The 26,084-nt window shown below is 34.8% G+C and carries 22 protein-coding genes; 16 read left to right on the top strand and 6 right to left on the bottom strand.

Going from position 1 to position 26,084, the window contains the following annotated elements:
- The first annotated feature begins 156 nt into the window (after positions 1-156).
- The 7 genes from BUC31_RS02890 (at position 157) to BUC31_RS02920 (ending at position 10,043) form a co-directional block, all read left to right on the top strand.
- On the top strand, positions 157-2,031 hold the full coding sequence (locus tag BUC31_RS02890) for a SulP family inorganic anion transporter (protein WP_073241088.1): 1,875 nt from the start codon (positions 157-159) through the stop codon (positions 2,029-2,031).
- A gap of 71 nt (positions 2,032-2,102) precedes the next feature.
- Positions 2,103-3,122, top strand: a complete 1,020-nt coding sequence (pheS, locus tag BUC31_RS02895; RefSeq protein WP_073241090.1) for a phenylalanine--tRNA ligase subunit alpha — start codon at positions 2,103-2,105, stop codon at positions 3,120-3,122.
- 9 nt (positions 3,123-3,131) lie between these two features.
- Complete coding sequence (locus BUC31_RS02900) at positions 3,132-3,527, top strand: hypothetical protein (protein ID WP_073241091.1); 396 nt, start codon at positions 3,132-3,134, stop codon at positions 3,525-3,527.
- A gap of 242 nt (positions 3,528-3,769) precedes the next feature.
- Positions 3,770-4,258, top strand: coding sequence for a GbsR/MarR family transcriptional regulator (locus tag BUC31_RS02905; RefSeq protein WP_073241092.1), 489 nt, complete (start codon positions 3,770-3,772; stop codon positions 4,256-4,258).
- 104 nt (positions 4,259-4,362) lie between these two features.
- The gene (locus BUC31_RS02910; RefSeq protein WP_073241094.1) at positions 4,363-5,448 is read left to right on the top strand and encodes an efflux RND transporter periplasmic adaptor subunit; all 1,086 of its coding nucleotides are present in this window, start codon (positions 4,363-4,365) and stop codon (positions 5,446-5,448) included.
- 37 nt (positions 5,449-5,485) lie between these two features.
- On the top strand, positions 5,486-8,632 hold the full coding sequence (locus BUC31_RS02915; protein WP_073241096.1) for an efflux RND transporter permease subunit: 3,147 nt from the start codon (positions 5,486-5,488) through the stop codon (positions 8,630-8,632).
- 7 nt (positions 8,633-8,639) lie between these two features.
- Positions 8,640-10,043, top strand: coding sequence for a TolC family protein (locus BUC31_RS02920; RefSeq protein WP_073241098.1), 1,404 nt, complete (start codon positions 8,640-8,642; stop codon positions 10,041-10,043).
- A 166-nt stretch (positions 10,044-10,209) separates the two neighbouring features.
- Here BUC31_RS02920 and BUC31_RS02925 read toward each other — a convergent pair whose 3' ends face one another.
- Positions 10,210-10,677, bottom strand: a complete 468-nt coding sequence (locus BUC31_RS02925; RefSeq protein WP_073241100.1) for a CYTH domain-containing protein — start codon at positions 10,675-10,677, stop codon at positions 10,210-10,212.
- A gap of 52 nt (positions 10,678-10,729) precedes the next feature.
- Here BUC31_RS02925 and dinB point away from each other — a divergent pair, with 52 nt between their 5' ends.
- The 6 genes from dinB (at position 10,730) to BUC31_RS02955 (ending at position 19,087) form a co-directional block, all read left to right on the top strand.
- Complete coding sequence (gene dinB / locus BUC31_RS02930; RefSeq protein WP_073241102.1) at positions 10,730-11,833, top strand: DNA polymerase IV; 1,104 nt, start codon at positions 10,730-10,732, stop codon at positions 11,831-11,833.
- 109 nt (positions 11,834-11,942) lie between these two features.
- Positions 11,943-12,362 (top strand): hypothetical protein, encoded by a 420-nt coding sequence (locus tag BUC31_RS02935; protein ID WP_073241104.1) that lies wholly within the window; start codon positions 11,943-11,945, stop codon positions 12,360-12,362.
- Between the two features lie 146 nt (positions 12,363-12,508).
- A complete protein-coding gene (locus BUC31_RS02940; protein WP_073241106.1) occupies positions 12,509-13,594 on the top strand; it encodes an efflux RND transporter periplasmic adaptor subunit in 1,086 nt (361 codons plus the stop codon).
- 19 nt (positions 13,595-13,613) lie between these two features.
- The gene (locus BUC31_RS02945; protein ID WP_073241108.1) at positions 13,614-16,862 is read left to right on the top strand and encodes an efflux RND transporter permease subunit; all 3,249 of its coding nucleotides are present in this window, start codon (positions 13,614-13,616) and stop codon (positions 16,860-16,862) included.
- A complete protein-coding gene (locus BUC31_RS02950) occupies positions 16,849-18,297 on the top strand; it encodes a TolC family protein (protein WP_073241110.1) in 1,449 nt (482 codons plus the stop codon). Before BUC31_RS02945 ends, BUC31_RS02950 begins: the two co-directional genes overlap by 14 nt.
- 265 nt (positions 18,298-18,562) lie before the next feature.
- Positions 18,563-19,087, top strand: coding sequence for a PAS domain-containing protein (locus BUC31_RS02955; RefSeq protein ID WP_073241112.1), 525 nt, complete (start codon positions 18,563-18,565; stop codon positions 19,085-19,087).
- A 74-nt stretch (positions 19,088-19,161) separates the two neighbouring features.
- On the opposite strand, the gene pyk is transcribed toward BUC31_RS02955, so the two are convergent.
- From pyk to BUC31_RS02980, 5 genes are all read right to left on the bottom strand, one after another.
- A complete protein-coding gene (pyk, locus tag BUC31_RS02960; protein WP_073241114.1) occupies positions 19,162-20,604 on the bottom strand; it encodes a pyruvate kinase in 1,443 nt (480 codons plus the stop codon).
- 2 nt (positions 20,605-20,606) lie between these two features.
- Positions 20,607-21,071, bottom strand: coding sequence for an IPExxxVDY family protein (locus BUC31_RS02965; protein ID WP_073241116.1), 465 nt, complete (start codon positions 21,069-21,071; stop codon positions 20,607-20,609).
- A gap of 115 nt (positions 21,072-21,186) precedes the next feature.
- Positions 21,187-21,921, bottom strand: a complete 735-nt coding sequence (gene rnc, locus BUC31_RS02970; protein ID WP_073241118.1) for a ribonuclease III — start codon at positions 21,919-21,921, stop codon at positions 21,187-21,189.
- 9 nt (positions 21,922-21,930) lie between these two features.
- Entirely contained in the window at positions 21,931-23,181 is a 1,251-nt protein-coding gene (fabF, locus tag BUC31_RS02975; RefSeq protein ID WP_073241120.1) for a beta-ketoacyl-ACP synthase II, read from the bottom strand.
- 106 nt (positions 23,182-23,287) lie between these two features.
- On the bottom strand, positions 23,288-23,521 hold the full coding sequence (locus BUC31_RS02980) for an acyl carrier protein (protein WP_008269813.1): 234 nt from the start codon (positions 23,519-23,521) through the stop codon (positions 23,288-23,290).
- Between the two features lie 291 nt (positions 23,522-23,812).
- Between BUC31_RS02980 and purN the strand changes: the two genes are divergently transcribed.
- From purN to BUC31_RS02995, 3 genes are all read left to right on the top strand, one after another.
- Positions 23,813-24,388 carry a phosphoribosylglycinamide formyltransferase gene (gene purN, locus BUC31_RS02985; RefSeq protein ID WP_073241122.1) on the top strand — a complete coding sequence of 192 codons (576 nt, stop codon included), beginning with the start codon at positions 23,813-23,815 and terminating at the stop codon, positions 24,386-24,388.
- Positions 24,388-25,023: a ribonuclease H1 domain-containing protein gene (locus BUC31_RS02990; protein ID WP_073241124.1), complete on the top strand. Its 636-nt coding sequence runs from the start codon at positions 24,388-24,390 to the stop codon at positions 25,021-25,023. The genes purN and BUC31_RS02990 overlap by 1 nt, the downstream gene beginning before the upstream one ends.
- 114 nt (positions 25,024-25,137) lie before the next feature.
- On the top strand, positions 25,138-26,064 hold the full coding sequence (locus BUC31_RS02995; RefSeq protein ID WP_073241126.1) for a PfkB family carbohydrate kinase: 927 nt from the start codon (positions 25,138-25,140) through the stop codon (positions 26,062-26,064).
- Positions 26,065-26,084: the final 20 nt, after the last annotated feature.

The following is a 26,084-nucleotide window of genomic DNA, read 5'->3' on the forward strand; positions in this document are numbered from 1 at the left end:
AAATAGAGCCTATAAAACCGATGATATTCATCGGTTTTATAATACTAGGAAATCAATCAATTATTCGCAGCCAACGATAATTTTTTAATTAAATATGGGTAGAATCTGTTCTTAAAGATGTGATTCTATTTCACTTAAATTGATTATTTTATGAGTATGAAAAATCTATTTTCAAATTTTAAAGGAGATTTATTTGGCGGTATCACTGCGGGTATCGTTGCGTTACCATTAGCATTAGCTTTTGGTGTTAGCTCAGGTATGGGACCCAGTGCCGGATTATATGGCGCAATTTTTATCAGTTTCTTTGCCGCACTTTTTGGCGGAACCAACACACAGATATCTGGACCTACGGCACCTATGACGGCTGTAAGTATGGTTGTTATTGCAGGTATTGTTGCTACAAATGATGGTAGTCTTGAAAAAGCCCTACCCGCTATTCTTGTCGTTTTCTTATTAGCAGGATTAATTCAAATTAGCTTAGGTCTTTTAGGTATAGGTAAGTATATTAGATACATTCCATACCCAGTAGTATCGGGTTTTATGACTGCCATTGGTGTCATAATTCTTGTAACACAAATTTTACCTACCATTGGTTATTACCCAAAAGAAGATATTGAGTTTGTAAATAATTTTAAGCCCATGGCTGAAGAAATTATTTTAGAGAATATTCTAAAAGAGGAAGCTGGTGAAGGTATTTTAGTATTAGAAGATTTTAAAGAAACTATTTCTAGAGCCGATGAGATAACTGAAGAAGCGACCTTGAAAGAAGCACAGACCTTAGCCAACTCTGAAGCCTCTGGTGTAATTGGTGCTTTAAAAGTCTTACCTAGAGCATTAAATAATATTATTTGGCTAGAATTAATTCTTGCGATCTCTACCATCATTATTATTTATGGCTTCAAAAAAATTACCACAGCAATACCAAGTGCTTTGGTAGCATTGATTGTGGTATCTGGTGTAGCTTACGGTTTTGACTTGAATTATAGAACTATAGAACAAATACCAAGTGGTTTCCCTATGCCAAATCTTGGCATTTTTACGGAATTTGAATTGGGCTCCATAACCCCTTATGTATTTACTGCACTTACTTTAGCTCTTCTTGGCGCAATAGATTCGCTATTGACCTCTGTAGTGGCAGATAACATGACTAAAACAAAACATAAACCAAACAAAGAATTGGTTGGTCAAGGCATCGGAAATAGTATTGCCGCAATTTTTGGTGGAATACCTGGAGCAGGAGCTACCATACGTACCGTAGTAAATATCAATGCTGGTGGTAAAACCAAACTATCTGGTATGGTTGCCGGTATTCTATTGCTTATAGTGCTACTGGCTCTTGGCCCTATCGCATCTCAAATACCTGCTGCTGTTTTAGCTGGTATTCTTGTAACCGTTGGTATCGGTGTAATGGATTATAAAGGTTTGAAAGCCATCCCTAGTTTACCTAAAGACTTGAGCTTAGGTCCAATAAAATTTAGTTCAGAAGTAGTTATCATGCTTGTGGTTCTTGTACTTTCTTCAGTTTGGAATCTAGTATATGCCGTTGGTGTAGGTCTAGTTATTGCTTCTTTAATGTTTATGAAAAAAATGGGTGATTTAACGGCAGAACACTCTAATGTAAAATCTTTAGAGAAAGAAGTAAATTGGCCAGATGAAGCTGCTTTTCCTTTAAGTTTACAGGAAGAGGTTTTTATAAAGCACTTAAAAGGTCCTTTGTTTTTTGGATCTACTAGCGAGTTTCAACAGATGGCCGACCAAATTCCTGAAACTGCATCTACTGTAATTATTAGAATGGGAAGAATGCAATACATGGATCAATCTGGTTTGTATACTTTGGAAGATGTATTAATAAGTCTTAGAAAATCGGGTATCAGTATTCTTTTTGTTGATGTGTTAAAACAGCCTCGTTACATGATGGAACGTGTTGGTGTAATTCCAGATTTAATACCTGAAGAACAAATTTTTGATTCGTTTGATGAGTGTTTAATTTGGGTAAAGTCTAATGTAAAAGACCAATTCGTTACTAGCTAATTCATCTTAAGCAACAAAAACATATCATACCTCTTTTAAAAGTTTTAAATTTGTGGCTTTAATCACCATTCATGATTGATAAGATAAAAGAAGAAATCTCTGCAGTAGCATCGTTCACAGCTGACAATATGGAAGCTGTTGAAACGTTTCGAATTAAATATTTAGGTAAAAAAGGCCTTCTTAATGACTTCTTCGCGGAGTTTAAGAATGTACCAAACGACCAGAAAAAAGAGTTTGGACAAACTATAAACGAGCTTAAAAAAGCTGCTACAGAAAAAGTAGAATCTTTAAAAGAGGTTTTAGAAAGCAACCAAACATACGAACAGGTATATGGTGATTTATCAAGACCTGGTAATACTATAGAATTAGGTGCGCGTCATCCTATTTCAATAGTTAAGAATAAAATCATTGACATTTTCTCTAGAATTGGTTTCAATGTTTCTGAAGGTCCAGAGATAGAAGATGATTGGCATAATTTTACCGCGTTGAATTTACCAGAATATCATCCTGCAAGAGATATGCAAGATACTTTCTTTGTTCAAACCGATCCAGATATCCTTTTACGTACACATACCTCATCGGTTCAAGTGCGATATATGGAAAATCACCAACCTCCTATTCGTACAATATCTCCTGGTAGAGTATATAGAAACGAAGCTATTTCTGCGCGTTCTCATTGCTTCTTTCACCAAATAGAAGGATTATATATTGATAAAGATGTTTCTTTTGCAGATTTAAAACAGACACTTCAATACTTTACCGCTGAGCTTTTTGGAAAATCTAAAATTAGGCTAAGACCTTCTTATTTTCCATTTACAGAGCCTAGCGCTGAAGTTGATGTATACTGGGGACTAGAAACTGAATCTGACTATAAAATCACAAAAGGTACTGGCTGGTTAGAAATTGGTGGTTGTGGTATGGTAGACCCAAATGTGCTAACAAATTGCGGATTAGACCCAGAAGTCTATTCAGGTTTCGCTTTTGGTGTTGGTATTGATCGTATAGCTATGCTTCTTCATCAAATAACAGATATTCGCTTATTGAGTGAAAATGATTTACGCTTTTTAGAACAATTTAGAAGCGCCCTATAATTTCACCTTGTGAAAAAAGATATTGAAATACCCATTGTTAAAGATGTACACGTTGCCATTATTCGTGAATGGAACGAAGAATTCTTGGACAAAGACTGGAACGCTTATATCATAAACGACCGTGAAACTGCTATTGAAATGACAATGGTAGTTTCAAAAGGATATGAAGGTGATCGTAAAACTTCAATAATGAGACACAACATTGGTATTGTAGAGCCCAAATCTTTTAAAAAAATTGAAGTGGTGCAAGAAGATGTCTTAACATTGAACAACGAGTTTTATGTTACTTTCTTCGCAGACAATAAATTATACGAGAAACGATTTGTCTTCAATAAAAATTCAGTTATAGAAGCTAACCTCTCCACTATTCCACTAATTGAGAAAGAAGGTATTTTTGCCTCATAAAAAACCTCTTTCACAATAATAATCGCTTTAAGTTACTGGTTACATTCTTTTTCCTTTAAAAGACACAACGTTTTTTAAATACCCACACAGTTAAAAATATTTTTTATCGCATTAATTTTCAAACAGTTAGCATATATCTTTACGGCTGTAACATATGTTTAACATGATTTAACAAAATTTAAGTTCTTTTAGTTTGTTTGTAGACGAACTAACTATACCTTTGTAGCTTCAATTTTGGTAATATGAGTAAAGAAGATATAAAAAATAAGTTAATTGAAGAACTGGGAGTTCATTTTGAATCTGAATATGATTTGCCCCCATTGGCTGCCAGAATCTTTGCGAACTTGGTTATTACAGAAGAAGAAGGGTTAACCTTTGAAGATTGTCTTCTTAAGAGAGGCGCAAGTAAAAGTTCTATTTCAACATCCCTAAATCTTTTATTACAAATGGATTTTGTAAAGTATTTTACAAAATCTGGTGATCGTAAACGATATTTTAAGGTTGCTGAAAAGAATACTTTCTTCATTAAAAAGCTTAATCGTTCTTTAACAAAACTGGAAAGGGAAAGTGAAATGGTTCGTAAAATTACCGCCTATAATGAAGAGTATAGACCTGAAAAACATGAAGAAAACAAAAATAAAATAACAGTTTATGTTAAATGTATCGATGATATGACGTCAAGCCTGAAAACCACAATCGCTGCGTTAAAACAACAACAGCAAGAACAATAATGATTTTTTAAATCAATTTGGTTCGTTTTTCACCGAACATTCCGAATTAACAAAACCTTAACAAGTACAAACAACTATTTAATACATATAAACATCCATCTAAAATGAAAAAGTTATCAATTATAGGAATATTAAGTGCAGTGCTTCTTTTGAGCTCGTGCTTTGGTTCATCAGAAAAACCAGCTCAAGGTCCGGCAGCACCACCACCACCAAGTTTAAAAGTCGCTAAGCTAGAGAAGCAAGACTTAACTATATATAATGAATTCTCTACTACTCTTGAAGGTAAGCAGAATGTAGAGATATGGCCAAAAGTATCTGGTTTTGTTCAAGAAGTTTATGTTGAGGAAGGTCAAAAAATTAAAAAAGGACAATTACTTTTTAAATTAGAAACCCAAACTTTAAATCAAGATGCTAACGCCGCAAAAGCTTCTGTTAATGTAGCGCAAGTTGAAGTTGACAAATTGAAGCCTTTAGTTGAAAAGAATATAATTAGTCCTGTGCAATTAGAAACTGCAAAAGCACAACTTGCACAAGCACAAGCAAATTACCAAAGTGTAACTTCTAACATTGGCTATTCTCGTATTACCAGCCCAGTTGATGGGTACATTGGTGAAATTCCTTTTAAAATTGGTGCTCTTGTAAGTTCTGCAATGGCTAAACCATTAACGACTGTTTCTGATATTAGCGAGGTACGTGCTTATTTTTCAATGAACGAGAAAGAGCTTTTAAAACTAAAAGAGTCTTTGCCTAAAAATGATAATAACGTTTTAGATTTAGAGAAAGCCCCAGAGGTAACCTTAATAATGATTAACGGTGAAGATTATGCTGAACCTGGTAAAATTGCTATGATCAATACTATTATTAACAGTACAACCGGTAGTGTTACGGCAAGAGCTGATTTTGATAACAAAAATAATTTATTAAGTAGCGGTAGTACAGGTAAAATTAAAATTCCGACAGTTTATAGCGGTGCTTACGAAATACCACAAACTGCAACTATTGATCTTCAAGGTAAAAAACTGGTTTACGTTTTAAAAGAAGATAATACAGTTACTACAATGCCATTAGATATAATTACCACTACTCCACAAGGTTTTGTAGTAGAAAATGGAATTGAAGATGGAACTACTATTGTTATTGAGGGAGTTTCTAAATTAAAAGACGGAATGGCTATTAACCCTGCCAAGTAAGAATCCGCAGTTAATAAAAACATATAAATAAACAACAATGTTTCAAAGATTTATAGATCGTCCCGTACTTTCTACGGTTATATCGATTATCATAGTCATCCTAGGTGTTTTAGGTTTAACGACCTTGCCTATAGAGGAATATCCAGAAATAGCACCACCAACGGTGCAGGTAACAAGTACCTATACAGGTGCAAACGCAGAAACAGTACTTAAGAGTGTTGTTATTCCTTTAGAGGAACAGATCAACGGCGTTGAAGACATGTTATATATGACTTCTACTGCCAGTAATGACGGTGCTGCAACGATAAATGTATTTTTCAAACTAGGTACCAACGCAGATATTGCCGCGGTAAACGTTCAAAACAGAGTTGCTAGAGCAAACAGTGTTTTACCACAAGCAGTAGTACAGACTGGTGTAATTACTCAAAAATCTCAGACTAGTGCATTACTTTTCTTCTCATTATTTTCTGATAATGATGAGTACGACGCAACCTTTGTAGAGAACTATGCTAGAATAAATTTAGTACCAAAGTTACAACGTATTGAGGGTGTTGGTAATGTAACAGTGTTCGGTGCCAAAGATTACTCAATGCGTATTTGGTTAAATCCTGAAAAGATGGCTGCTTACAAACTTATGCCATCTGATATACAAGCCGCACTTAATGAACAAAACTTAGAAGCTGCTACCGGTAAAATTGGTGAGAATGCTGATGGTGTATACGAATATGTATTAAAATATAAGGGGCGTCTTTCTAATGAAGCAGAATATGAAAACATTATTATTAGAGCACAAGAAAATGGTCAATTCTTACGCCTAAAAGATGTTGCTGAAGTTGAGCTTGGTGCCTTTAATTATGGTACCAAAAACGAAGGTATGGGTAAACCTGGTACCGCCGTTGGTATTTTTCAAACTTCTAGTTCTAATGCAAATGCCATTATTGATCAAATACAGACTATTTTAGATGAGAGTAAACCTGATTTTCCTAAAGGGTTAGATTATGTAATTCCTTACAACACCAAAGATTTCTTAAGTGCCTCTATTGAACACGTTGTACAAACTTTAATAGAAGCATTTTTACTGGTGTTCTTAGTGGTATTCTTATTTCTACAAGATTTTAGATCAACATTAATACCTGCTATTGCAGTGCCTGTGGCTATTGTGGGTACATTCTTCTTTCTCTCGTTATTTGGATACTCTATAAACATGTTAACCTTATTCGCCATGATTCTCGCCATTGGTATTGTGGTCGATGATGCCATTGTTGTCGTCGAAGCGGTACATGCCAAAATGGAAGAAGGAGCCACTGATGCGAAAAAAGCGACTAAATCTGCCATGTCTGAAATATCTGGTGCTATTATTTCTATCACCTTGGTCATGTCTGCCGTATTTATTCCTGTATCATTTATTAGTGGATCGTCTGGCGTGTTCTATCAACAATTTGGTATCACATTGGCAATAGCAATTCTTATTTCTGCTGTAAACGCATTAACATTGAGTCCGGCTTTGGCTGCTCTTTTATTGAAGCCACATCATACATCCGAAGATAAAAAGAAAGGTGTTATGAAACGTTTCTTCACTGCTTTCAATACTGGTTTTGATGCCGTTACCGATAAATATGTTGGTTCTGTAAAATTCTTATCTAAAAGAAAATGGTTGACATGGGTTTCACTCGCAGTTTTTGCAGTTATTGCCTATATGTTGTTTCAATCAACACCAACAGGTTTTATTCCAAATGAAGATAAAGCTATTGTTTTTGCCGATGTTACCATGCCTCCTGGTACTACTTTAGAGCAGACACAGAAAACGGTTAAGCAATTAGATTCTATCTACCAATCTATGGATATCATTCAAGCTAGAATGAACATTACCGGATTTAGTATTTTAAATAGTGTAAATGGTGGTTCATATGCTTTCTCAGTACTTCGTCTTAAAGATTGGGGCGAAAGAGAAGGAGAAGGAGAATCTGTTCAAGAAGTAGTAGGAAGCCTATTCGCTAAAACTGCGGGATTAAAAGATGCAAAAATATTCTTCTTTACTCCGCCAAGTGTTCGTGGTTTTGGTAACTCTACCGGTTTTGAAATGAACTTACAGAGTAAAGATGCCGATGATTGGCAAACAGTCAATAAAGTTACCAATGAGTTCTTAGGTGCTATTAATGCAAGACCAGAGGTACAATATGCCATTACCAATTTCAACGCCAATTTCCCTCAATATGAGCTAGATGTAGATGTTGAAAAAACAAAAATGGCAGGCTTAGCGGTAACTGATGTTTTTAGTGCAATGCAAGGTTATTATGGTGGTCTTTATACTACTGATTTCAATAAATTCGGTAAGCAGTACCGCGTAATGATCCAAGCTAAACCTGAAGATAGAGCAGATGAAAATTCATTGAATCACATTTTCGTTACCAATGCTAATGGAGAGTCGGTTGCCGTATCTCAATTTGTATCATTAAAGAAAATTTATGGTCCTGAGGTCGTGAGTAGATTTAACTTGTTAAGTTCTGTAAAAATTAACGGGGCAATGAATCCCGGGTATTCAACTGGTGATGCTATTAAAGCAATTGAAGAGGTAGCTGCAGAGGTATTACCTAATAATTATACCTATGAATATTCTGGCCTTACTAAAGAGGAAAATAGCGCAGGTAGCCAAACTATCATCATTTTTATACTGAGTTTGGTATTTGTGTACTTCTTATTAAGTGCTCAATACGAATCATATATTTTACCATTAGCAATTTTACTTTCATTACCGGTAGGTATTGCAGGCGCTATTGGTTTCGTAAGCATGGCAGGACTTGAAAATAACATTTATTTCCAGATTGCATTGATCATGCTTATTGGTCTACTTTCTAAAAATGCCATTCTTATTGTAGAGTTTGCATTGCAACGTAGAAAACATGGTATGTCTATTATTGACTCTGCCATAGATGGTGCAAAAGCAAGGCTTAGACCAATTTTAATGACATCATTTGCATTCATTCTTGGTTTAATGCCATTGGCATTATCATCGGGTATTGGTGCTGTAGGTAACAGATCTATTGGTATGAGTGCTGTTGGTGGTATGTTAATAGGTACCATATTCGGTGTATTCGTTATACCGGCATTGTATGTTATTTTCCAAACAATACAAGAGCGTATTACTGGTGCTCCACAAGAAGCTATTGAAGAATCTAAGAACTAAAGAAATCATGAATAAATTAGTATCTAATAAAATTATACTGGTCGCCTTTCTGCCACTTTTGTTGCAGTCCTGTTTTACAGCTAAAACATATGAGCGACCAAATGTAGAAACCGAAAATCTTTATAGAACAGATAACCTACCTCAAGACAGTGTGTCTTTCGCTTCGGTTTCTTACCAGGACCTTTTTACAGATTCTTATTTGAAGACATATATTCAAAAAGGATTAGAAAACAACCTTGACATTCGCATTGCTCTTCAGAGCATTGCGGCTGCAGAGGCTTATGTTAAACAAGGAAAAGCTGGTTATTTACCAACTATAAACGGTGCCGCAAGTGCAACTAGAACTGCCAGAACCAGTGAAAACGGACAGTTTGGTAGTTTCTTCACTCAGCCTTTTAATCAATATGAAACTTCTGGTACAGCTTCTTGGGAGGCAGATATTTGGGGAAAAATTAGAAGTACCAAACGTGCTAGCGATGCAAGTTACTTACAAACAGTAGCGGCACATAAAGCTGTAAAAACTAGTTTGGTAGCACAAATTGCTACTACCTATTATCAGATATTGGCTTTAGATAAACAAATTGTAGTAACTGAAGAAACAATTGAAAACCGTTCTAAAAGTTTAGAAACAATTTCTGCGTTGAAAGAGGCAGGACAAGCAAATCAAGTTGGTGTTGACCAAACTGCAGCACAATTATATAGTGCTCAAAGTCAATTGTTAGATCTTAAAAATTCACTTTATCAAGCGGAGAACACTTTGAGTATTTTATTGAGTGAAGAGCCACAAACTTACGAGCGCAGCTCATTAGACGAACAGTCTTTAGCTAATGAAATGCAATTAGGTGTGCCAGCTCTTTTACTACGTAACAGACCTGATATTATACAGGCGGAATATAATTTAGTAAATAGTTTTGAATTAACGAATGTTGCCAGAAGTAACTTTTACCCATCTATAACGTTATCTGCACAAGGCGGATTTCAAAGTTTGGATCTTGACAACTGGATAGATTCTAGTTCAATATTTGCTAATCTAGTTGGTGGTTTAACACAGCCCATATTTAATGGCAGAAAAATTAGAACGGCTTATGAAGTTGCTCAAGTACAACAAGAGCAATCTTTATTAAGCTTTAAAAAAGCGCTTTTAAGTGCCGGAAAAGAAGTTTCTGAAGCTTTATATGACTACAATATTTCTATTGAAAAAGAGGTATTTATATCTAAGCAAGTATCCGCATTAAAAAGAGCAGAAAGTAATTCAGAAGAATTGTTGAATAGTGGTTACTTAACCTATTTAGATTTGTTAACCGCAAGAGAAAATTCTTTAAATGCTGAGTTAAATCTAGTGAATAACAAATTCTCTCAATTATCAGCTACAGTTGAATTATACCGTTCTCTTGGCGGTGGATGGCAGTAAATCTGTGATAAGAATATTATTTATAGAAAACTTAGTATATAAAGTTCGCATTAATACAATGCTTTAAAAAAGATGCTAAAGGGTCAGAATTGATGATGTCGCAGAGACCCTTGGCATCTTTTTTAATTTTTGAAGTGGATGTATTTGATATAAACTATTCAAATAACTACCAGAGATTGAAAGGACATTTACTTAATTGTGAATTATAATATTTTACATTACCTGTTACTTCTTCTGCTAACCAATGTGGTCTTTCGAAATTTTCATTTTCAGAACTCAGTTCTATTTCGGCAACTGTCAATCCTAAATTGTCTCCATAAAATTCATCTACCTCATATACATGATTTCCTAAAGGAATTTCATATCTACACTTTTCTAAAATACCTTTTTCACACAACTTCAATAACTCATCAGCTTCCTCAACTGAAATCTCTTTTTCCCATTCGAAGCGAGAAGTACCTGTTTCATTTGATTTACCTTTTACGGTGATGAAACCTAATTCGCCCTTAATTCTAACTCTAACTGTTCTGTTAGGATCGGTATTTAAAAAACCTTGAACTATTCGTGTTTTAGAACTTGCCACTGATTTGTAATCATCAGATTTCACCAAAAACTTGCGCTCTATTTCTATCATATGAATGGTTAAAACTACTATTCAAAAACTAAGATAAGTCTTAAATTTGCTTATGCCCAATGAAATGCCTCTTCGTAAAATTATTCATGTTGATATGGATGCTTTTTATGCATCTGTAGAAGAATTGGATAATCCAGATTTGAAAGGAAAACCTTTGGCTGTAGGCGGTAGTGAAAAAAGAGGTGTTGTTTCAGCAGCCAATTATGAAGCTCGTAAATATGGTGTGCGTAGTGCCATGAGCGGATTTATGGCTAAGAAAAACTGTCCGCAGTTAACTTTTGTGAAACCAAGATTTGAACGCTATAAAGAAATCTCAAAAATAATAAGATCCATTTTTTTTGAATATACCGATCTGGTAGAACCATTATCCCTTGATGAAGCTTACCTAGATGTTACAATTAACAAAAAGGGAAATCCATCGGCTACTATGCTTGCCACTGAAATACGACAACGTATTCTAGAAAAAACAGGCTTAAATGCATCTGCAGGTATCTCTATCAATAAGTTTATTGCCAAAATCGCTAGTGATATCAACAAGCCTAACGGACAGAAAACAGTTAATCCAGAAGAGGTTATTCCTTTCTTAGAAGAATTAGATATTAGAAAGTTTTACGGTGTGGGTAAAGTAACTGCTGAAAAAATGTACAAGCTGGGCATTTTCACCGGAAATGATTTAAAAAACAAATCAATAGAATTTTTAGCCGAAAATTTTGGCAAGAGTGGTCCATATTATTATCACGTGGTACGTGGCATTCACAACAGTGAAGTTAAGCCACACCGTATTCCAAAATCTGTAGGCGCTGAACGCACGTTCAATGAAAACTTAAGTAGTGAGGTTTTTATGCTAGAGCGCCTAGAGCATATTGCCAAAGAACTAGAAAAAAGATTGACAAAATCTAAGGTGGCAGGCAAAACTATTACACTGAAAATAAAATACAGCGATTTTACTTTAAACACCAGAAGTAAAACAATGCCCTATTTTATCGCAGACAAAGATCTCATCTTAGAAACCGCTAAAAATCTTTTGTATCAAGAAGAGCTTCAAAACTCAGTAAGATTGCTTGGAATTTCACTTTCTAACTTAAACACTGATGATAAAACGGCTACAAAGATTGATGATAAAGCAATTTTAGTACAATTAAAATTTGATTTCTAAATATTCGACCTTCATTTTCTCTCTTTAAATTAAAAATTTAAAGTGTTAACAAAAATTAACGGCAATTACTTGTACAGCATAATTAGCTAGAATAGTTTTGCTCACTTAAATGAAAAAAGGTTTTTTAAAATTTCTTCTTTCTATCTGTATATTACTATCTGGTATATACAGTCCTCTATTTGCTAATAACAATATAGAGGCTACTTCTTTTAGAACCATTCAACAAATATCAAATTCAGTAAACAACAATTTAGTTTCAGTTGCTGATCATAATGCGGTTCTTAAAGGCACTTTCGACAATTTAGATAAGGTTCTAGAAATTGAAGCTATTGAAATTGAGGAAGAAGAGAGTGAACATATTTTCTATAAAAAGGACGTAGAGCAACAGCAAGCTGCAATTTCTTACTACCTTTTATCAGTACTTTTTTTATTCAGTTATTTTACAAATAGCAATTCACTACAAAGGCTATTTAATTTTCTACCCACAGCAGATAGGCGCTTTGTCCTATATCAGGTATTTCGTATTTAAAATTTATTTCGGTCAAGATTGTATTTTGACCTGACATCACTTTCTAGGCAACAGCCCTTTAGATTCTTTAATCTACTTGTCCTACAATTTGAAGGTCTCCCGCATTTTTAAATTTCATTTTTCCAATCAATTAAATATTCATTTCTATGACCAAGAGCGTACTCCTGATCACTACCGCATGCACTTTATTTATTGCGGCAAGTTGCAATTCAAAAAAAGAAAAAAAAGAAGAGCATACTAAATTTCTAATTACTAATCCCATTAAAAAAGACACATCAATCACTAAAGATTATGTGTGTAATATTAATTCTTTTAAACATATTGAACTTAGAGCCCTAGAGAAAGGGTATTTGAAGGAAATTCACGTAGACGAAGGTCAACTGGTGAAAAAAGGGCAAAAAATGTTCAATATTATGCCTAATATCTACGAAGCAGATTTACAAAAAGCGAAAGCAGAAGCAAAAGTTGCTGAAATAGAGCTGCAAAACACTCAATTATTAACTGATGGTAATGTTGTTTCTAAAAATGAATTGGCTATGGCCAAAGCAAATTTTGACAAAGCCAATGCAGAGGTTTCTTTAGCACAAACTCATTTAGGCTTTACAAACATTCGCGCTCCTTTTGATGGTATTATGGATCACTTACATGTGCGAGAAGGTAGCCTTTTAGACGAAGGTGAACTATTGACTACATTATCTGATAACTCAAAAATGTGGGTCTATTTTAATGTTCCAGAAGCAGAATATTTAGACTACATCATCAGCACAGATAAAGACACTAAAAAAGAAGTGCAACTTTTAATGGCGAACAATAAGCGTTTTAATCAAAAAGGTCTTGTTGAAACTATTGAAGGAGAATTTAATAATGAAACTGGCAACATTGCTTTTAGAGCAACTTTTCAAAATCCTGATAGAATTCTTAGACATGGTGAAACAGGTAGTGTTCTCATGACTATTCCTTTTAAAGATGCTTTAATTATTCCGCAAAAAGCAACATTTGAAATATTGGACAAACGTTTTGTTTTTGTTTTGGACCAAGACAATGTAGTTCACCAAACTGAGGTTACCATTGGCGCAGAACTTCCACATCTTTTTGTAATTAGCGAAGGTTTAAAACTAAGCGATAAAATACTTATCGATGGTATTCGTATGGTAAAAAACAATGAAAAGATTGAAACCAAATTTGCTGAACCAAATGAAGTGATTTCAAAATTAGCCGTGTACGCAGAATAATTAAACAAATACAAAAGACATGTTCAGTAAGTTTATAAAAAGACCGGTATTGGCTATTGTCATATCGGTAATAATCGTTTTTGTGGGATTGCTTTCCATAAAGCAATTACCCATTTCACAGTTCCCAGATATTTCACCTACAACGGTGAATATCTTCATAGCCTACCCTGGCTCTAGTGCAGACGTTTTAGTAAAATCTACCCTTATTCCTCTAGAAACAGCTATTAACGGTGTTCAAGATATGCGTTACATTGCATCTGATGCCACTAGTGCAGGTGAAGGTACCATACGTATCATTTTTGAACCTGGCACAGATCCTGATCAAGCCGTGGTGAGGGTAAAAACAAGAGTAGATCAAGTGATGCCTTTATTGCCAGAATTGGTACAACGAGAAGGTGTAATTATCACTCCAGTTCAACCAAGTATGTTAATGTATGTTAACCTGTATAGTGACAATTCTGATGATCATGAATTGTTTTTATACAACTATGCATACACCAAAATGATTCCTGAAATTCAGCGAATAGATGGTATTGCAAGTGCCCAAATTTTAGGTAGCCGTAAATATGCCATGCGTGTTTGGTTAAAACCAGATCGTATGCGTGCTTATAACGTTTCTGCAGAAGAAATTCTAGAAGCTATGGAAGAGCAAAGTATTTTAGCCCGCCCTGGTAGAATAGGTCAAAGTTCTGGTAAAACATCGCAATCTTTAGAATATGTGCTCATGTATCAAGATAGATTTGATGAGCCACAACAGTATAAAGATATTATTCTTAAAGCCACTGCAGAAGGTGAAATATTAAAATTAGGTGATGTAGCAGATGTAGAATTAGGTAGTGAATTTTTTGACATCTATTCTAACCTAGATGGTAAACCATCTGCCTCTATTGTATTAAAACAAACTTTTGGCAGTAACGCCAGTGATGTAATTGAAGAAGTTAAAACAAAATTAGCTGAACTCAAAAAAGACCTGCCTACTGGTTTAGATTATAAAATTAGTTATGATGTTTCTAATTTCTTGAACGCATCAATAGAGCAGGTAATACATACATTAAGAGATGCTTTTATTCTGGTTGCCATTGTTGTATTTCTATTTTTAGGCGATTGGCGTTTTACGCTTATACCCATTATTGCGGTACCAGTATCCTTAATTGGTGCATTTTTTATTATGCAAATGTTCGGGTTATCCATTAACCTAATTACGTTGTTCGCCCTGGTGCTCGCCATTGGTATTGTGGTCGATGATGCCATTGTTGTGGTTGAAGCCGTACATGCTAAAATGGAAGAAACACATTTAGGACCGTATGAAGCTGTGAAACTTGTGGTAAACGAAATCGGTGGTGCTATTATCGCAATTACTCTTGTAATGGTATCGGTATTTATACCAATTGCCTTCATGTCAGGACCCGTTGGTGTATTCTATCGCCAATTTTCAATTACTATGGCTGGGTCTATCGTTTTATCTGCTATTGTAGCACTTACATTAACTCCGGTTTTATGCGCCATGATTCTCAAAAATAATCACGGTAAAGAGCGTAAAAAATCTCTTATAGATAAATTCATTGATTGGTTCAACAGAGGTTTTGAAAAACTAACTGGCAGATACACTAAGGTTTTGAACAAGATTGTTGCTAGAAGAGTACTGACTTTTGGTATTTTAGGTGCTTTCTGTGTTGGTATTTTCTTTACTAATAAAACATTGCCTGCCGGGTTTATACCTAATGAAGATCAAGGTATGATCTACGCTATCATACAGACTCCGCCAGGATCAACTTTAGAGCGCACCAACGACGTTGCTAGAAAACTACAGAAAATTTGTGAAGAAACTGAAGGTCTTGAATCTGTTTCGTCTTTAGCCGGTTATGAAATTATGACCGAAGGTCGTGGGTCTAATGCTGGTACGGTTTTGATTAACCTTAAATCCTGGGGCGATCGTCATCACTCGGTTCATGAAATAATGGAAGAGTTAGAGGAAGAAACAAAAGATCTCGGTGCCGTTATTGAATATTTTGAACCTCCTGCTGTACCTGGTTTTGGTTCTTCCGGCGGATTCTCTATGCGTCTTTTAGATAAAACCGATGGTACCGACTATCATGAATTTGAAAAAATCAACAATGATTTTATGGATGCCCTATCTAAACGTGATGAACTTACCGGTTTATTCACCTTCTATTCTGCTAACTATCCGCAGTACGAATTGAAAATAAACAATAAAATTGCCATGCAAAAAGGCGTTTCCATCAGTAAAGCAATGGAAAACCTGAATATTTTAATTGGTAGTACATACGAACAAGGTTTTATTCGTTTTGGTAGATTCTTTAAAGTTTATACCCAAGCTGCTCCAGAATACAGGGCATTACCTTCAGATTTGGAAAAACTGTTCGTTAAAAACGAAGAAGGCGAAATGGTACCATATTCTGCTTTCATGTCTATGGAAAAGAAATTGGGACCTAATGAAATTACTAGATACAATCTTTACAATTCTGCTTCAATTAGAGGTTTACCCGCAGAAGGGTTTACCAGTGGCGATGCAATTGCTGCAATTAATGAGGTTGCTGAGCAAACATTACCTAGAGGGTTTGACGTTGCCTGGGAAGGTTTATCCTATGATGAAGCGCAGAGAGGTAATGAATCTATTTACATCTTTCTAGTCGTATTAATCTTTGTGTATTTCGTTTTAGCTGCACAGTATGAAAGTTTTTTACTGCCGTTTGCTATACTTCTATCCTTGCCTATTGGTATTCTTGGCTCTTTCTTTATGCTAAAAGCAATGGGATTAGCAAATGATGTGTATGCTCAAATCGGACTAATAATGCTGGTAGGTCTTCTAGGTAAAAACGGGGTACTTATTGTAGAATTCGCCGTTCAAAAACGAAGACAAGGCAGCACTATTTTAGAAGCTGCTATTGAGGGTGCTAAAGTGAGATTTAGACCTATTTTAATGACATCTTTTGCCTTTATCGCAGGTCTTATTCCTTTGGTTGTAGCACATGGTGCCGGAGCAATCGCGAACAAAACCATTGGTGGATCTGCTATGGGCGGTATGCTTATGGGTACTTTAATTGGGGTACTTATTATACCAGGGCTATATTACATTTTTGCAACAATGGCAGATGGTCGCGGACTCATAAAAGGGGAATCTGACGAACCTATTTCTGAAGAATTTGTAAGAATAAGCGAAGGCGAAAGTAAAACACGCCAAAAACTTCGCGAATTAAAGCAAATGATTAAAAAACTAACCAAAAAAGAAGAAGATGATCAAAAATAAAAAAACCATAAAACATGGAAAACTACTTTTGGTGGCTCTTATTAACGTAGGTTTATTCTATTCTTGCGTACCTACTAAAGACTTGAAAGAGGTAAATACAAATATGCCATCAAAGTATGTTGATCAAGCAACAGATTCAACCAATAGTGCTCAATTAAAATGGAAGGATTTCTTTAAAGATGAAAACCTCACAAAACTGATTGATACAGCATTAACTAACAACCAAGAATTACGCATTATGATGCAGCAGATTGATGTTGCACAAAATGAGGTAAAAGCTAGAAAGGGAGAATATCTTCCTTTCATAACCTATGGTGCTGGTGCTGAAGTTGAAAAAGTAGGCGAGTATACTAGAAATGGTGCGGTAGAGAAAAATCTAGAGGTAAAGGAAGGCGAAGAATTCCCTGAACCCTTAACAGATTACTCAGCCGGACTTTTCGCTACTTGGGAGCTAGATGTGTGGAAAAAACTACGCAACTCTAAAAAAGCAGCCGCTCTAGAGTACCTATCTACCATTGAGGGTAAAAACTTTATGGTCACTAGATTAATTGCTGAAATTGCCAATTCTTATTATGAGCTTATCGCTTTAGACAATCAACTAGCATTTATAGAGCAAAACCTTGAACTGCAAGGCAATGCGTTAAAAATGGTTCGCTTACAGAAAGAAGCTGCAAGAGCTACAGAACTTGCAGTTAAGAGATTCGAGGCAGAGGTTTTAAAAAATCAAAGTCACAAATTTGAAGTACAACAAGAAATTGTTGAAATGGAAAACAAACTAAATTTCTTAATTGGACGTCAACCGCAATCTATTACTCGTAATTCTGATGGATTTATCGAAACTGAAATGGATACAATTTATGCCGGATTACCATCTCAACTTCTTTTGAACAGACCAGATATTAAACAAGCTGAATATGAATTAGAAGCTGCGAAACTTAATATTAAAGTAGCAAGAGCCAACTTTTACCCAACTATTGGATTGAAGGCAGGATTAGGACTTCAGGCATTTAAACCTAAGTACTTGACCGAAACCCCAGCTTCTTTAATATATAGTGCAGTTGGTGATATTGTTGGTCCATTAATCAATAGAAATGCGATTAAAGCTGATTATAACACCGCAAATTCTAAGCAAATACAAGCAGTGTATGAATACGAAAAAGCCATTTTAAGTGGATACATTGAGGTTGTAAACCAGTTGTCTAAAATGGAGAATCTTAAGCAGAGCTACGCCCTGAAGGAAAGCCAAGTAAAGGCATTGACAGAATCTATTGATTTGTCTACACGATTGTTTCAATCGGCAAGAATTGAATACATCGAAGTATTGCTAACACAACGTGAAGCCTTAGAATCTAAAATGGAATTGGTAGAAACGAAAAAAGACCAATTAATGGCCAGAGTAAATGTATATCAAGCCTTAGGTGGCGGATGGAACTAACATCATTTTAATAATTGAAAATTAATTATCTCAACCCTAACAGAATAGATTTCTGTTAGGGTTTTTTCTGATTTTAAGTATTTTACAAGAAAAAACAGCTCTTTTGTGTTCAACTTTTGCAATCACTTTTTGAAGTATAACCAACGAACACTTAAACATTTATGCTAATCCTCTCTTAAAATTATAACTGTTTCAGGTAAAATTTTAGCTTTACAGCAAATTGCTATGAAAAAGAAATTTTAATTATTACTCTAAACTTTACAGAATGATAGATTTAAAAGATTACGATAACGCCGTAATCAAGTTTAGAAAGAGCTTAAACTTTACAATGTTACCTATTCTCTCTTGGGATTTTTATGCTTCTAATTATGAAGAAATAAAACAGACCGAAGAAGATTCTGTTGCGCTTTTAAGTTTAGTTTCTGCCAATTCTTGGAATATTGATACCGAGATTCTCGATACTAGATTAAAAGAAGATAAAAATGTTATAGTGGTAACCGATGCCAAATTAAACATTGTTTTTGCTACCAAGAACATGTGGAATATGAGTCAATATTACCCAGAAGAAATTATAGGAAAAAGCCCTAAAATGTTTCAAGGTAACATGACATCAAAATCTACCTTAAAAATTATCTCTGAAGCAGTAAAAGAAAAGAAACCTTTTGAAGTGACTGTAGTCAATTATAGAAAAGACGGATCTACCTATAAATGTTGGATACAAGGGCAACCTATGTTTGACAACAAAGGCGATGTTGTTAATTTTATAGCCTTTGAAAAAGAAGTTGCTTAACTATTCTTGTTAAAGTATAAAAAAAGGGTCGCTAGTTAGCGACCCTTTTTTTATGAATTATATTTTAAATCTGACTAAATATCGCCTGATTCTATTTCACTAACTCTTAATGTATTTACCATACCCTTATCTTTAATAGGCATTGCGGCAAGGCTAATAATCATATCGCCTACTTGCAAATATCCTTTATTGAAAGCTATACGGTTTACATCATCTACAGTATCATCTGTAGAGACAAATTTATCATAGTAAAAAGCTTTTACACCCCACAATAGATTCAACTGTGTAAGTATTCTTTTGTTTGATGTAAACACAAGAATATGTGCACTTGGTCTCCATGCAGAAATTTGAAAAGCAGTATACCCACTATTCGTTAAAGTAGAAATTGCCTTTGCCTTAATATCATTGGCCATTGTAGCTGCATGATAACAAATAGATTTAGTAATGAATCTCTTTGTACGAATATGTGGTGGATCATGCGGTACATGTATTAAATCTGAACCTTCAACACTTTCTAAAATACTTGCCATTTTTTCAATAACCTGTACTGGATAATTACCAACAGAAGTTTCACCAGATAACATTACTGCATCTGCACCATCCATAACAGAGTTTGCTACATCATTTACTTCTGCTCTTGTTGGTGTAAGGCTGGTAATCATTGTCTCCATCATTTGGGTAGCAATAATTACCGGTATTCTAGCTTTCTTAGCTTTTAAAACTAATTGCTTTTGAATTAATGGTACTTCATGAGCAGGAACTTCTACTCCTAAATCTCCACGAGCAACCATTAAACCATCACAATAAGCAACAATCTTATCTATATTTTCAACAGCCTCTGGCTTTTCAATTTTAGCAATGATCGGAATTTTATGATCAGAGTGCTTATTGATGATGTTCTGTAAATCAATTAAATCTTGACTAAAACGTACAAAAGATAGTGCAATCCAATCTACCTCTAAAGAAATAGCGAACTCTGCATCTTTGATATCTTTTGGGGTAAGTGCCGGTAAAGAGATATTTGTATTCGGTAAGTTAACACCCTTCTTAGATTTCAATGGTCCACCTTGTATTACCTTGGCTAAAACTTCATCATTTCCATTGGTTGTTACTACCTCGAACATTAATTTACCATCATCTAAAAGAATACGCTCCCCAGCTTTTACATCTCTAGGAAATTCTTTGTAATTCATGTAAACACGTTCTGCAGAACCTTCAAAAGGCTCACCAGTTACAAATGTTATTTCATCACCTGGGCTAACTACAACGTCACCAGCCATTACGCCTACACGTAATTTAGGTCCTTGTAAATCTGCTAAAATAGATGTGTACATATCCATTTCATCATTTAACTCACGGATCATTTTTACACGCTCTTTAACATCATCGTAATCGGCATGAGAAAAATTTATTCTGAATACATCTACTCCTGCATCAATCATGCTCCTGAGTACCTCTTTCTTGCTAGTTGCAGGCCCTAAGGTGGCTACAATTTTCGTCTTTTTTACAGTTGGCATATTTAAAAAATTAGATTGTTCTTTGATTTTAGTTTGTCTGTACTTATTTCATAAGCCGCCATAACTCTAGGCAACATTAATATGTTTTTTATTAAGGAATTTATATCAAAATCCTTCTCAGTTTCTATTTTCAATAGATAGTCGACATCCTTATACTCAGGTATGAGCCTAGGTGTCTTATATGTTGTTTCGTTCTTAAATAAATCGTCTCGTACAATGAGCTCTTTTTCACTGCTATGATTAGCAACTAATACCCAATACATATCATTATACTCATCTTCCCATTCAAAAATGGGAAACGATTTATTTTCAGCAAGAATAAAATTCTTTTTCGCTCTTACAAATTTTGCTTTTATACTTTGGTTTAATCCGTAGGCTAAAGCAAAATCTTCTAAGGTAGTGTGTAAAGCTATAAGGCTAAAAGATTCATCATAAAAATCATCATTTATTTTATAAGTCGTAGCCATACTTCAACAAAACGGTAAATATAGAACTTCTAAGCTATAAAGCCTAGTTAGATAAATTGATAAAAACACATTAAAAGTTAATAAAATGTTAGCTTTTTATCATTTTGTGAAATGATTAATTTTCCATCTTGTCCTGCAAAGCAAAAAAAGCTCTTTTTGAGGCTCTTTCTTCTGCTTTCTTCTTTGAAGTTGCTCTAGCTTTTGCTACAACATTACCGCCAATTGAAAGTTTAACGGCAAAATGTTTTAATGGATCATTGCCCGTATCTTCATAAACGTCAAAATCAAAAGATTTCTTTTTCTTCTGACACCATTCTATTACTAAACTCTTATAACTTATGACCCTACCTTCTAATTGCTCAATATCAACATAGGGCTCTACTACCCTTTTGTAAATAAATTTTTCGCAATATTTATAACCACGATCAAGGTAAATTGCACCTACCAATGCTTCAAATACATTACCATGTATATTTTGGCCAAAGTGAGATTTAGGTATTCTACTTTCAACATAATTAATTAACCCTAAATCTTTACCTAATTCATTTAAATGCTCTCTACTAACAATTTTAGATCGCATTTTAGTGAGGTAACCTTCGTCACCTTCTGGCACTTCACTATAAAGATGCTTAGAAATTATGGTGCCTAGCATAGAATCTCCTAAGAATTCTAGCCGCTCATAATTCATAGCATTACCCTTTTCATCTTTTACATTCATTGACCTGTGTAGAAAGGCCTTTTTATAAAAAGACAATGTTTTAGGTCTAAAACCTAAGATTTTGGTTATTCCCAAAAAAAAATCCCCATCCTCTTTTGGATGGGAATTAAATAAGTTTGTGGGAAATGACATAAATACTAATTAATCAATTTTTTTAAAAACCACACATGCATTGTGCCCGCCAAAACCAAATGTGTTACTCATGGCAACTTTTACATCTCGTTTTTGAGCTTTATTCAATGTAAGGTTTAAACTAGGATCTATATTCTCATCTACCGTAGTATGGTTAATAGTTGGTGGTACTATACCATGTTCCATTGCCAAAATCGATGCAATTGCTTCAATAGCTCCGGCTGCACCTAATAGGTGACCGGTCATAGACTTGGTAGAATTTATATTTATATCTTTTGCATGTTCACCAAATACTTTGGTAATTGCTTTTAGCTCTGCAACATCACCTAAAGGTGTAGAAGTACCATGTGTATTAATAGCATCTACATCTTCAATTGATAGACCTGCATCTTTTAAACAGTTTTGCATTACTCTAACTACTCCTATCCCATCTGGGTGTGGTGCAGTCATATGGTAAGCATCACTTGTCATACCACCACCTGCTACTTCTGCATAAATTTTTGCTCCTCTAGCAACTGCATGCTCATATTCTTCAAGAACCAAAGCCCCTGCTCCTTCGCCTAAAACGAAACCATCTCTAGTTGCATCAAAAGGTCTTGAAGCTGTTTCTGGACTATCATTTCTTGTAGATAATGCGTGCATTGCCCCAAAACCACCCATACCTGCAATAGTTACGGCCGCCTCGCTACCACCTGTTACAATGACATCACAATGACCCAAACGTATATAGTTCAAGGCATCTATCATCGCATTTGCCGAAGAGGCACATGCTGAAACAGTTGTATAGTTAGGTCCCATAAAACCATGCTTTATAGAAATGTTTCCTGGTGCTATATCTGCAATCATCTTTGGTATAAAGAATGGATTGAATCTTGGTGTACCATCACCATTAGCAAAATTCATGACTTCGTTCTGGAAAGTTTCCAATCCTCCGATTCCTGCTCCCCAAATAACACCAACACGAAATTTATCAAGTTTTTCTAAATCTAATTTAGAATCAAGAATAGCTTCGTCAGAAGATACAAGTGCATATTGTGCAAATCTATCTAGCTTACGCCCTTCTTTTCTTTCAAAGTGATCTTCGGTTTTGTAGTTCTTCAACTCACATGCGAATTTTACTTTAAATTTTTCTGTATCGTAATAAGTAATTGGTGCCGATCCGCTTTTACCGCTAATCAAGGCATTCCAATACTCTTCAATATTATTACCTATTGGGGTAAGTGCCCCCAAACCTGTAACTACAACTCGCTTTAACTGCATTTAACTTTTGTTTGTTTAAATCTAAACCAAGCGTAAATTAAAAAAAATTATCCATGCGGAGTGTTTACCACATGGATAATTTGAATTCTATTTAAGAAAACATGCTTTACTTCGCTTCTTCTATGTAGCTGATCGCTTGACCAACAGTTGCGATATTCTCAGCTTGATCGTCTGGAATTTGGATATCAAATTCTTTTTCGAACTCCATTATCAACTCTACCGTGTCTAATGAATCTGCGCCTAAATCGTTAGTAAAGCTAGCTTCGGTTACCACTTCGTTTTCATCAACTCCTAATTTATCAACGATGATAGCTTTAACTCTTGATGCAATGTCTGACATAATAATATTTGTTTTAAAAATTTAAATTGAAGGCAAAAATAAAAAACTTTGGTTTAATTACACTAATTGTCGTTAAAATGTATGGTAATTTAATAAAATTAAAGACATGTGCTGTAATTTTACCTCATTAATATTTTGTTTCGGTAACGTTGATAAAAGGTATTGAAAAGTAGTGAGGTAATTAGAACTGTAAATGATAATCGTTTTTTTTCTAAATTCTGACAAGCTTTAAATTTGCTTTATTTGCCGAACTTTAATTTAATTGTTTGCTCTCTTAAAAGACCACTTGTATTGAAAACCAAAAAAATTATTCTTTTTGCCTCAGGTTCTGGATCTAATGTTGAAAACATTGCCAACTATTTTAAACTCCGCAAAGATGTTACTATATGCTGTGTATTAACTAACAAAAGCGATGCCAAAGTCATAGAACGGTGTAATAGACTTGAAATAAACGCTTTGTTCTTTAACCGCCAAGCGTTTTCTAAAAGTGACTTTATTTTAAATATGTTACAGTCTTTAGAGCCAGACCTTATTGTATTAGCTGGTTTTTTATGGAAAATACCAGAAGCTATCACGAATGCATTTCCAAAGCAAATCATTAATATTCATCCTGCACTATTACCTAAATACGGTGGCAAAGGTATGTATGGTATGAACGTTCATAATGCTGTTAAAAAACAAAAAGAGACTGAAACTGGCATTACCATACACTATGTAAATGCACAATACGATGAAGGCGCAATCATTAAACAAGCAAAAGCATCAATCGCTAATAACGATACCGCAGAAGATATTGCATCTAAAGTTCACCAATTAGAATATGAGTATTTCCCTAAAGTTATTGACGAAATTTTATCGAAACAGTAATGGCTAAAAAAGGAAAATTCTATGTCGTCTGGAAAGGTAAAAAGCCAGGTATTTTCGATTCTTGGAAGGAATGCAAAAAATCTATTGCAAACTATGCCGGTGCAGAATACAAATCTTTTGAATCTTTTGACGTCGCCAAAAAAGCCTACAATGGTAATTATGCTGATTTTAAAGGAAAGAAAAAAATAGCACCTTCATTATCTAAAGAGGAGTTGGCAAGAATAGGTCAACCTAATTATCATTCTATTTCTGTTGATGCTGCTTCTAGCGGAAACCCCGGCGTTATGGAATACCAAGGTGTAGATACTAAAACGGGTAAAAAATTATTTAAACAAGGTCCTTTTCCACAAGGCACTAATAATATTGGGGAGTTTTTAGCACTGGTTCACGGGCTAGCATTTTTAAAAGAGCGTAATAGTGACCGTATTATCTACACAGATTCTAGAACAGCCATGAGTTGGGTGCGCAAAAAGAAATGCAACACAAAGCTAACAGTATCTGCCAAAAACAAAAATCTCTTTGAACTTGTTGATAGGGCTGTTGAATGGTTAAAGAAAAACCAATATAGTACTGTTATCGTAAAATGGGAAACAAAAGCTTGGGGAGAAATTCCTGCCGATTTTGGTAGGAAATAGCCGGCATTTCATATCAACAATTCACCTTTGATAACTATTACCATTTGTATTTGAAAAACCATTTTAATTAGCCCTTCAAAATCGTATATTTGCAGCTTAAATTTTTACAATTTTATGGGCAAGCTTTTAATAGTAGGTACTGTCGCTTTTGACGCCATCGAAACTCCTTTTGGAAAAACAGATAAAATATTGGGCGGCGCAGCTACCTATATTGGCTTAGCAGCATCTCAATTCGATGTAGATTCAGCTATTATTTCTATTGTAGGTGATGATTTACCACAAGAATATTTAAATCTTTTAACTGACAGAGGTATTGACATTTCTGGCTTGGAAATCGTAAAAGGTGGCAAAACTTTCTTCTGGAAAGGTAAATACCATAACGATTTAAATTCTAGAGATACTCTTGTTACAGAATTGAACACCCTAGAAGATTTCAACCCTGTAGTTCCTGAAGATTATAATGATGCCGATGTTGTTATGCTAGGTAATCTCCACCCAATTGTTCAATTAGGTGTAATTAATCAGATGAAAAAACGACCAAAATTAATCATATTGGACACCATGAATTTTTGGATGGACAATGCTTTGAATGATTTAATGGAGGTCATTAAACATATAGATGTATTAACTATTAATGATGAGGAAGCTAGACAATTAACTGGCGAATACTCATTAGTTAAAGCAGCTCAAAAGATTTTTACCATGGGGCCTAAATATGTGGTCATCAAAAAAGGAGAACACGGTGCTTTGTTATTTAATGAAGACCAAATATTCTTTGCACCGGCATTACCTTTAGAAGAGGTATTTGACCCAACTGGTGCAGGTGATACTTTTGCTGGTGGATTTTCAGGCTACTTAGCAGCAAGCGATGATAGTTCTTTTGAGAATATGAAGAAGGCTATTATACACGGATCCAATTTGGCATCCTTTAGTGTTGAAAAATTTGGCACAGAAAGAATGGTTGACTTAGATCGTAAAGAAATTAGAGAGAGACTACATCAGTTTAAAAGACTGACTCAGTTTGATATAGAATTACAATAATCCCCTTGCCTCAATTTTTT

It is taken from the genome of Maribacter aquivivus (assembly GCF_900142175.1).
Taxonomy (GTDB): Bacteria; Bacteroidota; Bacteroidia; order Flavobacteriales; family Flavobacteriaceae; genus Maribacter; species Maribacter aquivivus.

Bases quoted from the DNA above. Each gene is read 5' to 3' on its own strand.
- BUC31_RS02980 (WP_008269813.1), bottom strand. From the start codon at position 23,521: ATGTCAGACATTGCATCAAGAGTTAAAGCTATCATCGTTGATAAATTA.
- dinB (WP_073241102.1), top strand. From the start codon at position 10,730: ATGCCCAATGAAATGCCTCTTCGTAAAATTATTCATGTTGATATGGAT.
- BUC31_RS02940 (WP_073241106.1), top strand. From the start codon at position 12,509: ATGACCAAGAGCGTACTCCTGATCACTACCGCATGCACTTTATTTATT.
- BUC31_RS02995 (WP_073241126.1), top strand. From the start codon at position 25,138: ATGGGCAAGCTTTTAATAGTAGGTACTGTCGCTTTTGACGCCATCGAA.
- BUC31_RS02915 (WP_073241096.1), top strand. From the start codon at position 5,486: ATGTTTCAAAGATTTATAGATCGTCCCGTACTTTCTACGGTTATATCG.
- pyk (WP_073241114.1), bottom strand. From the start codon at position 20,604: ATGCCAACTGTAAAAAAGACGAAAATTGTAGCCACCTTAGGGCCTGCA.
- rnc (WP_073241118.1), bottom strand. From the start codon at position 21,921: ATGTCATTTCCCACAAACTTATTTAATTCCCATCCAAAAGAGGATGGG.
- BUC31_RS02910 (WP_073241094.1), top strand. From the start codon at position 4,363: ATGAAAAAGTTATCAATTATAGGAATATTAAGTGCAGTGCTTCTTTTG.
- BUC31_RS02955 (WP_073241112.1), top strand. From the start codon at position 18,563: ATGATAGATTTAAAAGATTACGATAACGCCGTAATCAAGTTTAGAAAG.
- BUC31_RS02950 (WP_073241110.1), top strand. From the start codon at position 16,849: ATGATCAAAAATAAAAAAACCATAAAACATGGAAAACTACTTTTGGTG.
- BUC31_RS02890 (WP_073241088.1), top strand. From the start codon at position 157: ATGAAAAATCTATTTTCAAATTTTAAAGGAGATTTATTTGGCGGTATC.
- BUC31_RS02920 (WP_073241098.1), top strand. From the start codon at position 8,640: ATGAATAAATTAGTATCTAATAAAATTATACTGGTCGCCTTTCTGCCA.
- pheS (WP_073241090.1), top strand. From the start codon at position 2,103: ATGATTGATAAGATAAAAGAAGAAATCTCTGCAGTAGCATCGTTCACA.
- BUC31_RS02935 (WP_073241104.1), top strand. From the start codon at position 11,943: ATGAAAAAAGGTTTTTTAAAATTTCTTCTTTCTATCTGTATATTACTA.
- BUC31_RS02990 (WP_073241124.1), top strand. From the start codon at position 24,388: ATGGCTAAAAAAGGAAAATTCTATGTCGTCTGGAAAGGTAAAAAGCCA.
- BUC31_RS02965 (WP_073241116.1), bottom strand. From the start codon at position 21,071: ATGGCTACGACTTATAAAATAAATGATGATTTTTATGATGAATCTTTT.
- BUC31_RS02945 (WP_073241108.1), top strand. From the start codon at position 13,614: ATGTTCAGTAAGTTTATAAAAAGACCGGTATTGGCTATTGTCATATCG.
- BUC31_RS02905 (WP_073241092.1), top strand. From the start codon at position 3,770: ATGAGTAAAGAAGATATAAAAAATAAGTTAATTGAAGAACTGGGAGTT.
- BUC31_RS02925 (WP_073241100.1), bottom strand. From the start codon at position 10,677: ATGATAGAAATAGAGCGCAAGTTTTTGGTGAAATCTGATGATTACAAA.
- fabF (WP_073241120.1), bottom strand. From the start codon at position 23,181: ATGCAGTTAAAGCGAGTTGTAGTTACAGGTTTGGGGGCACTTACCCCA.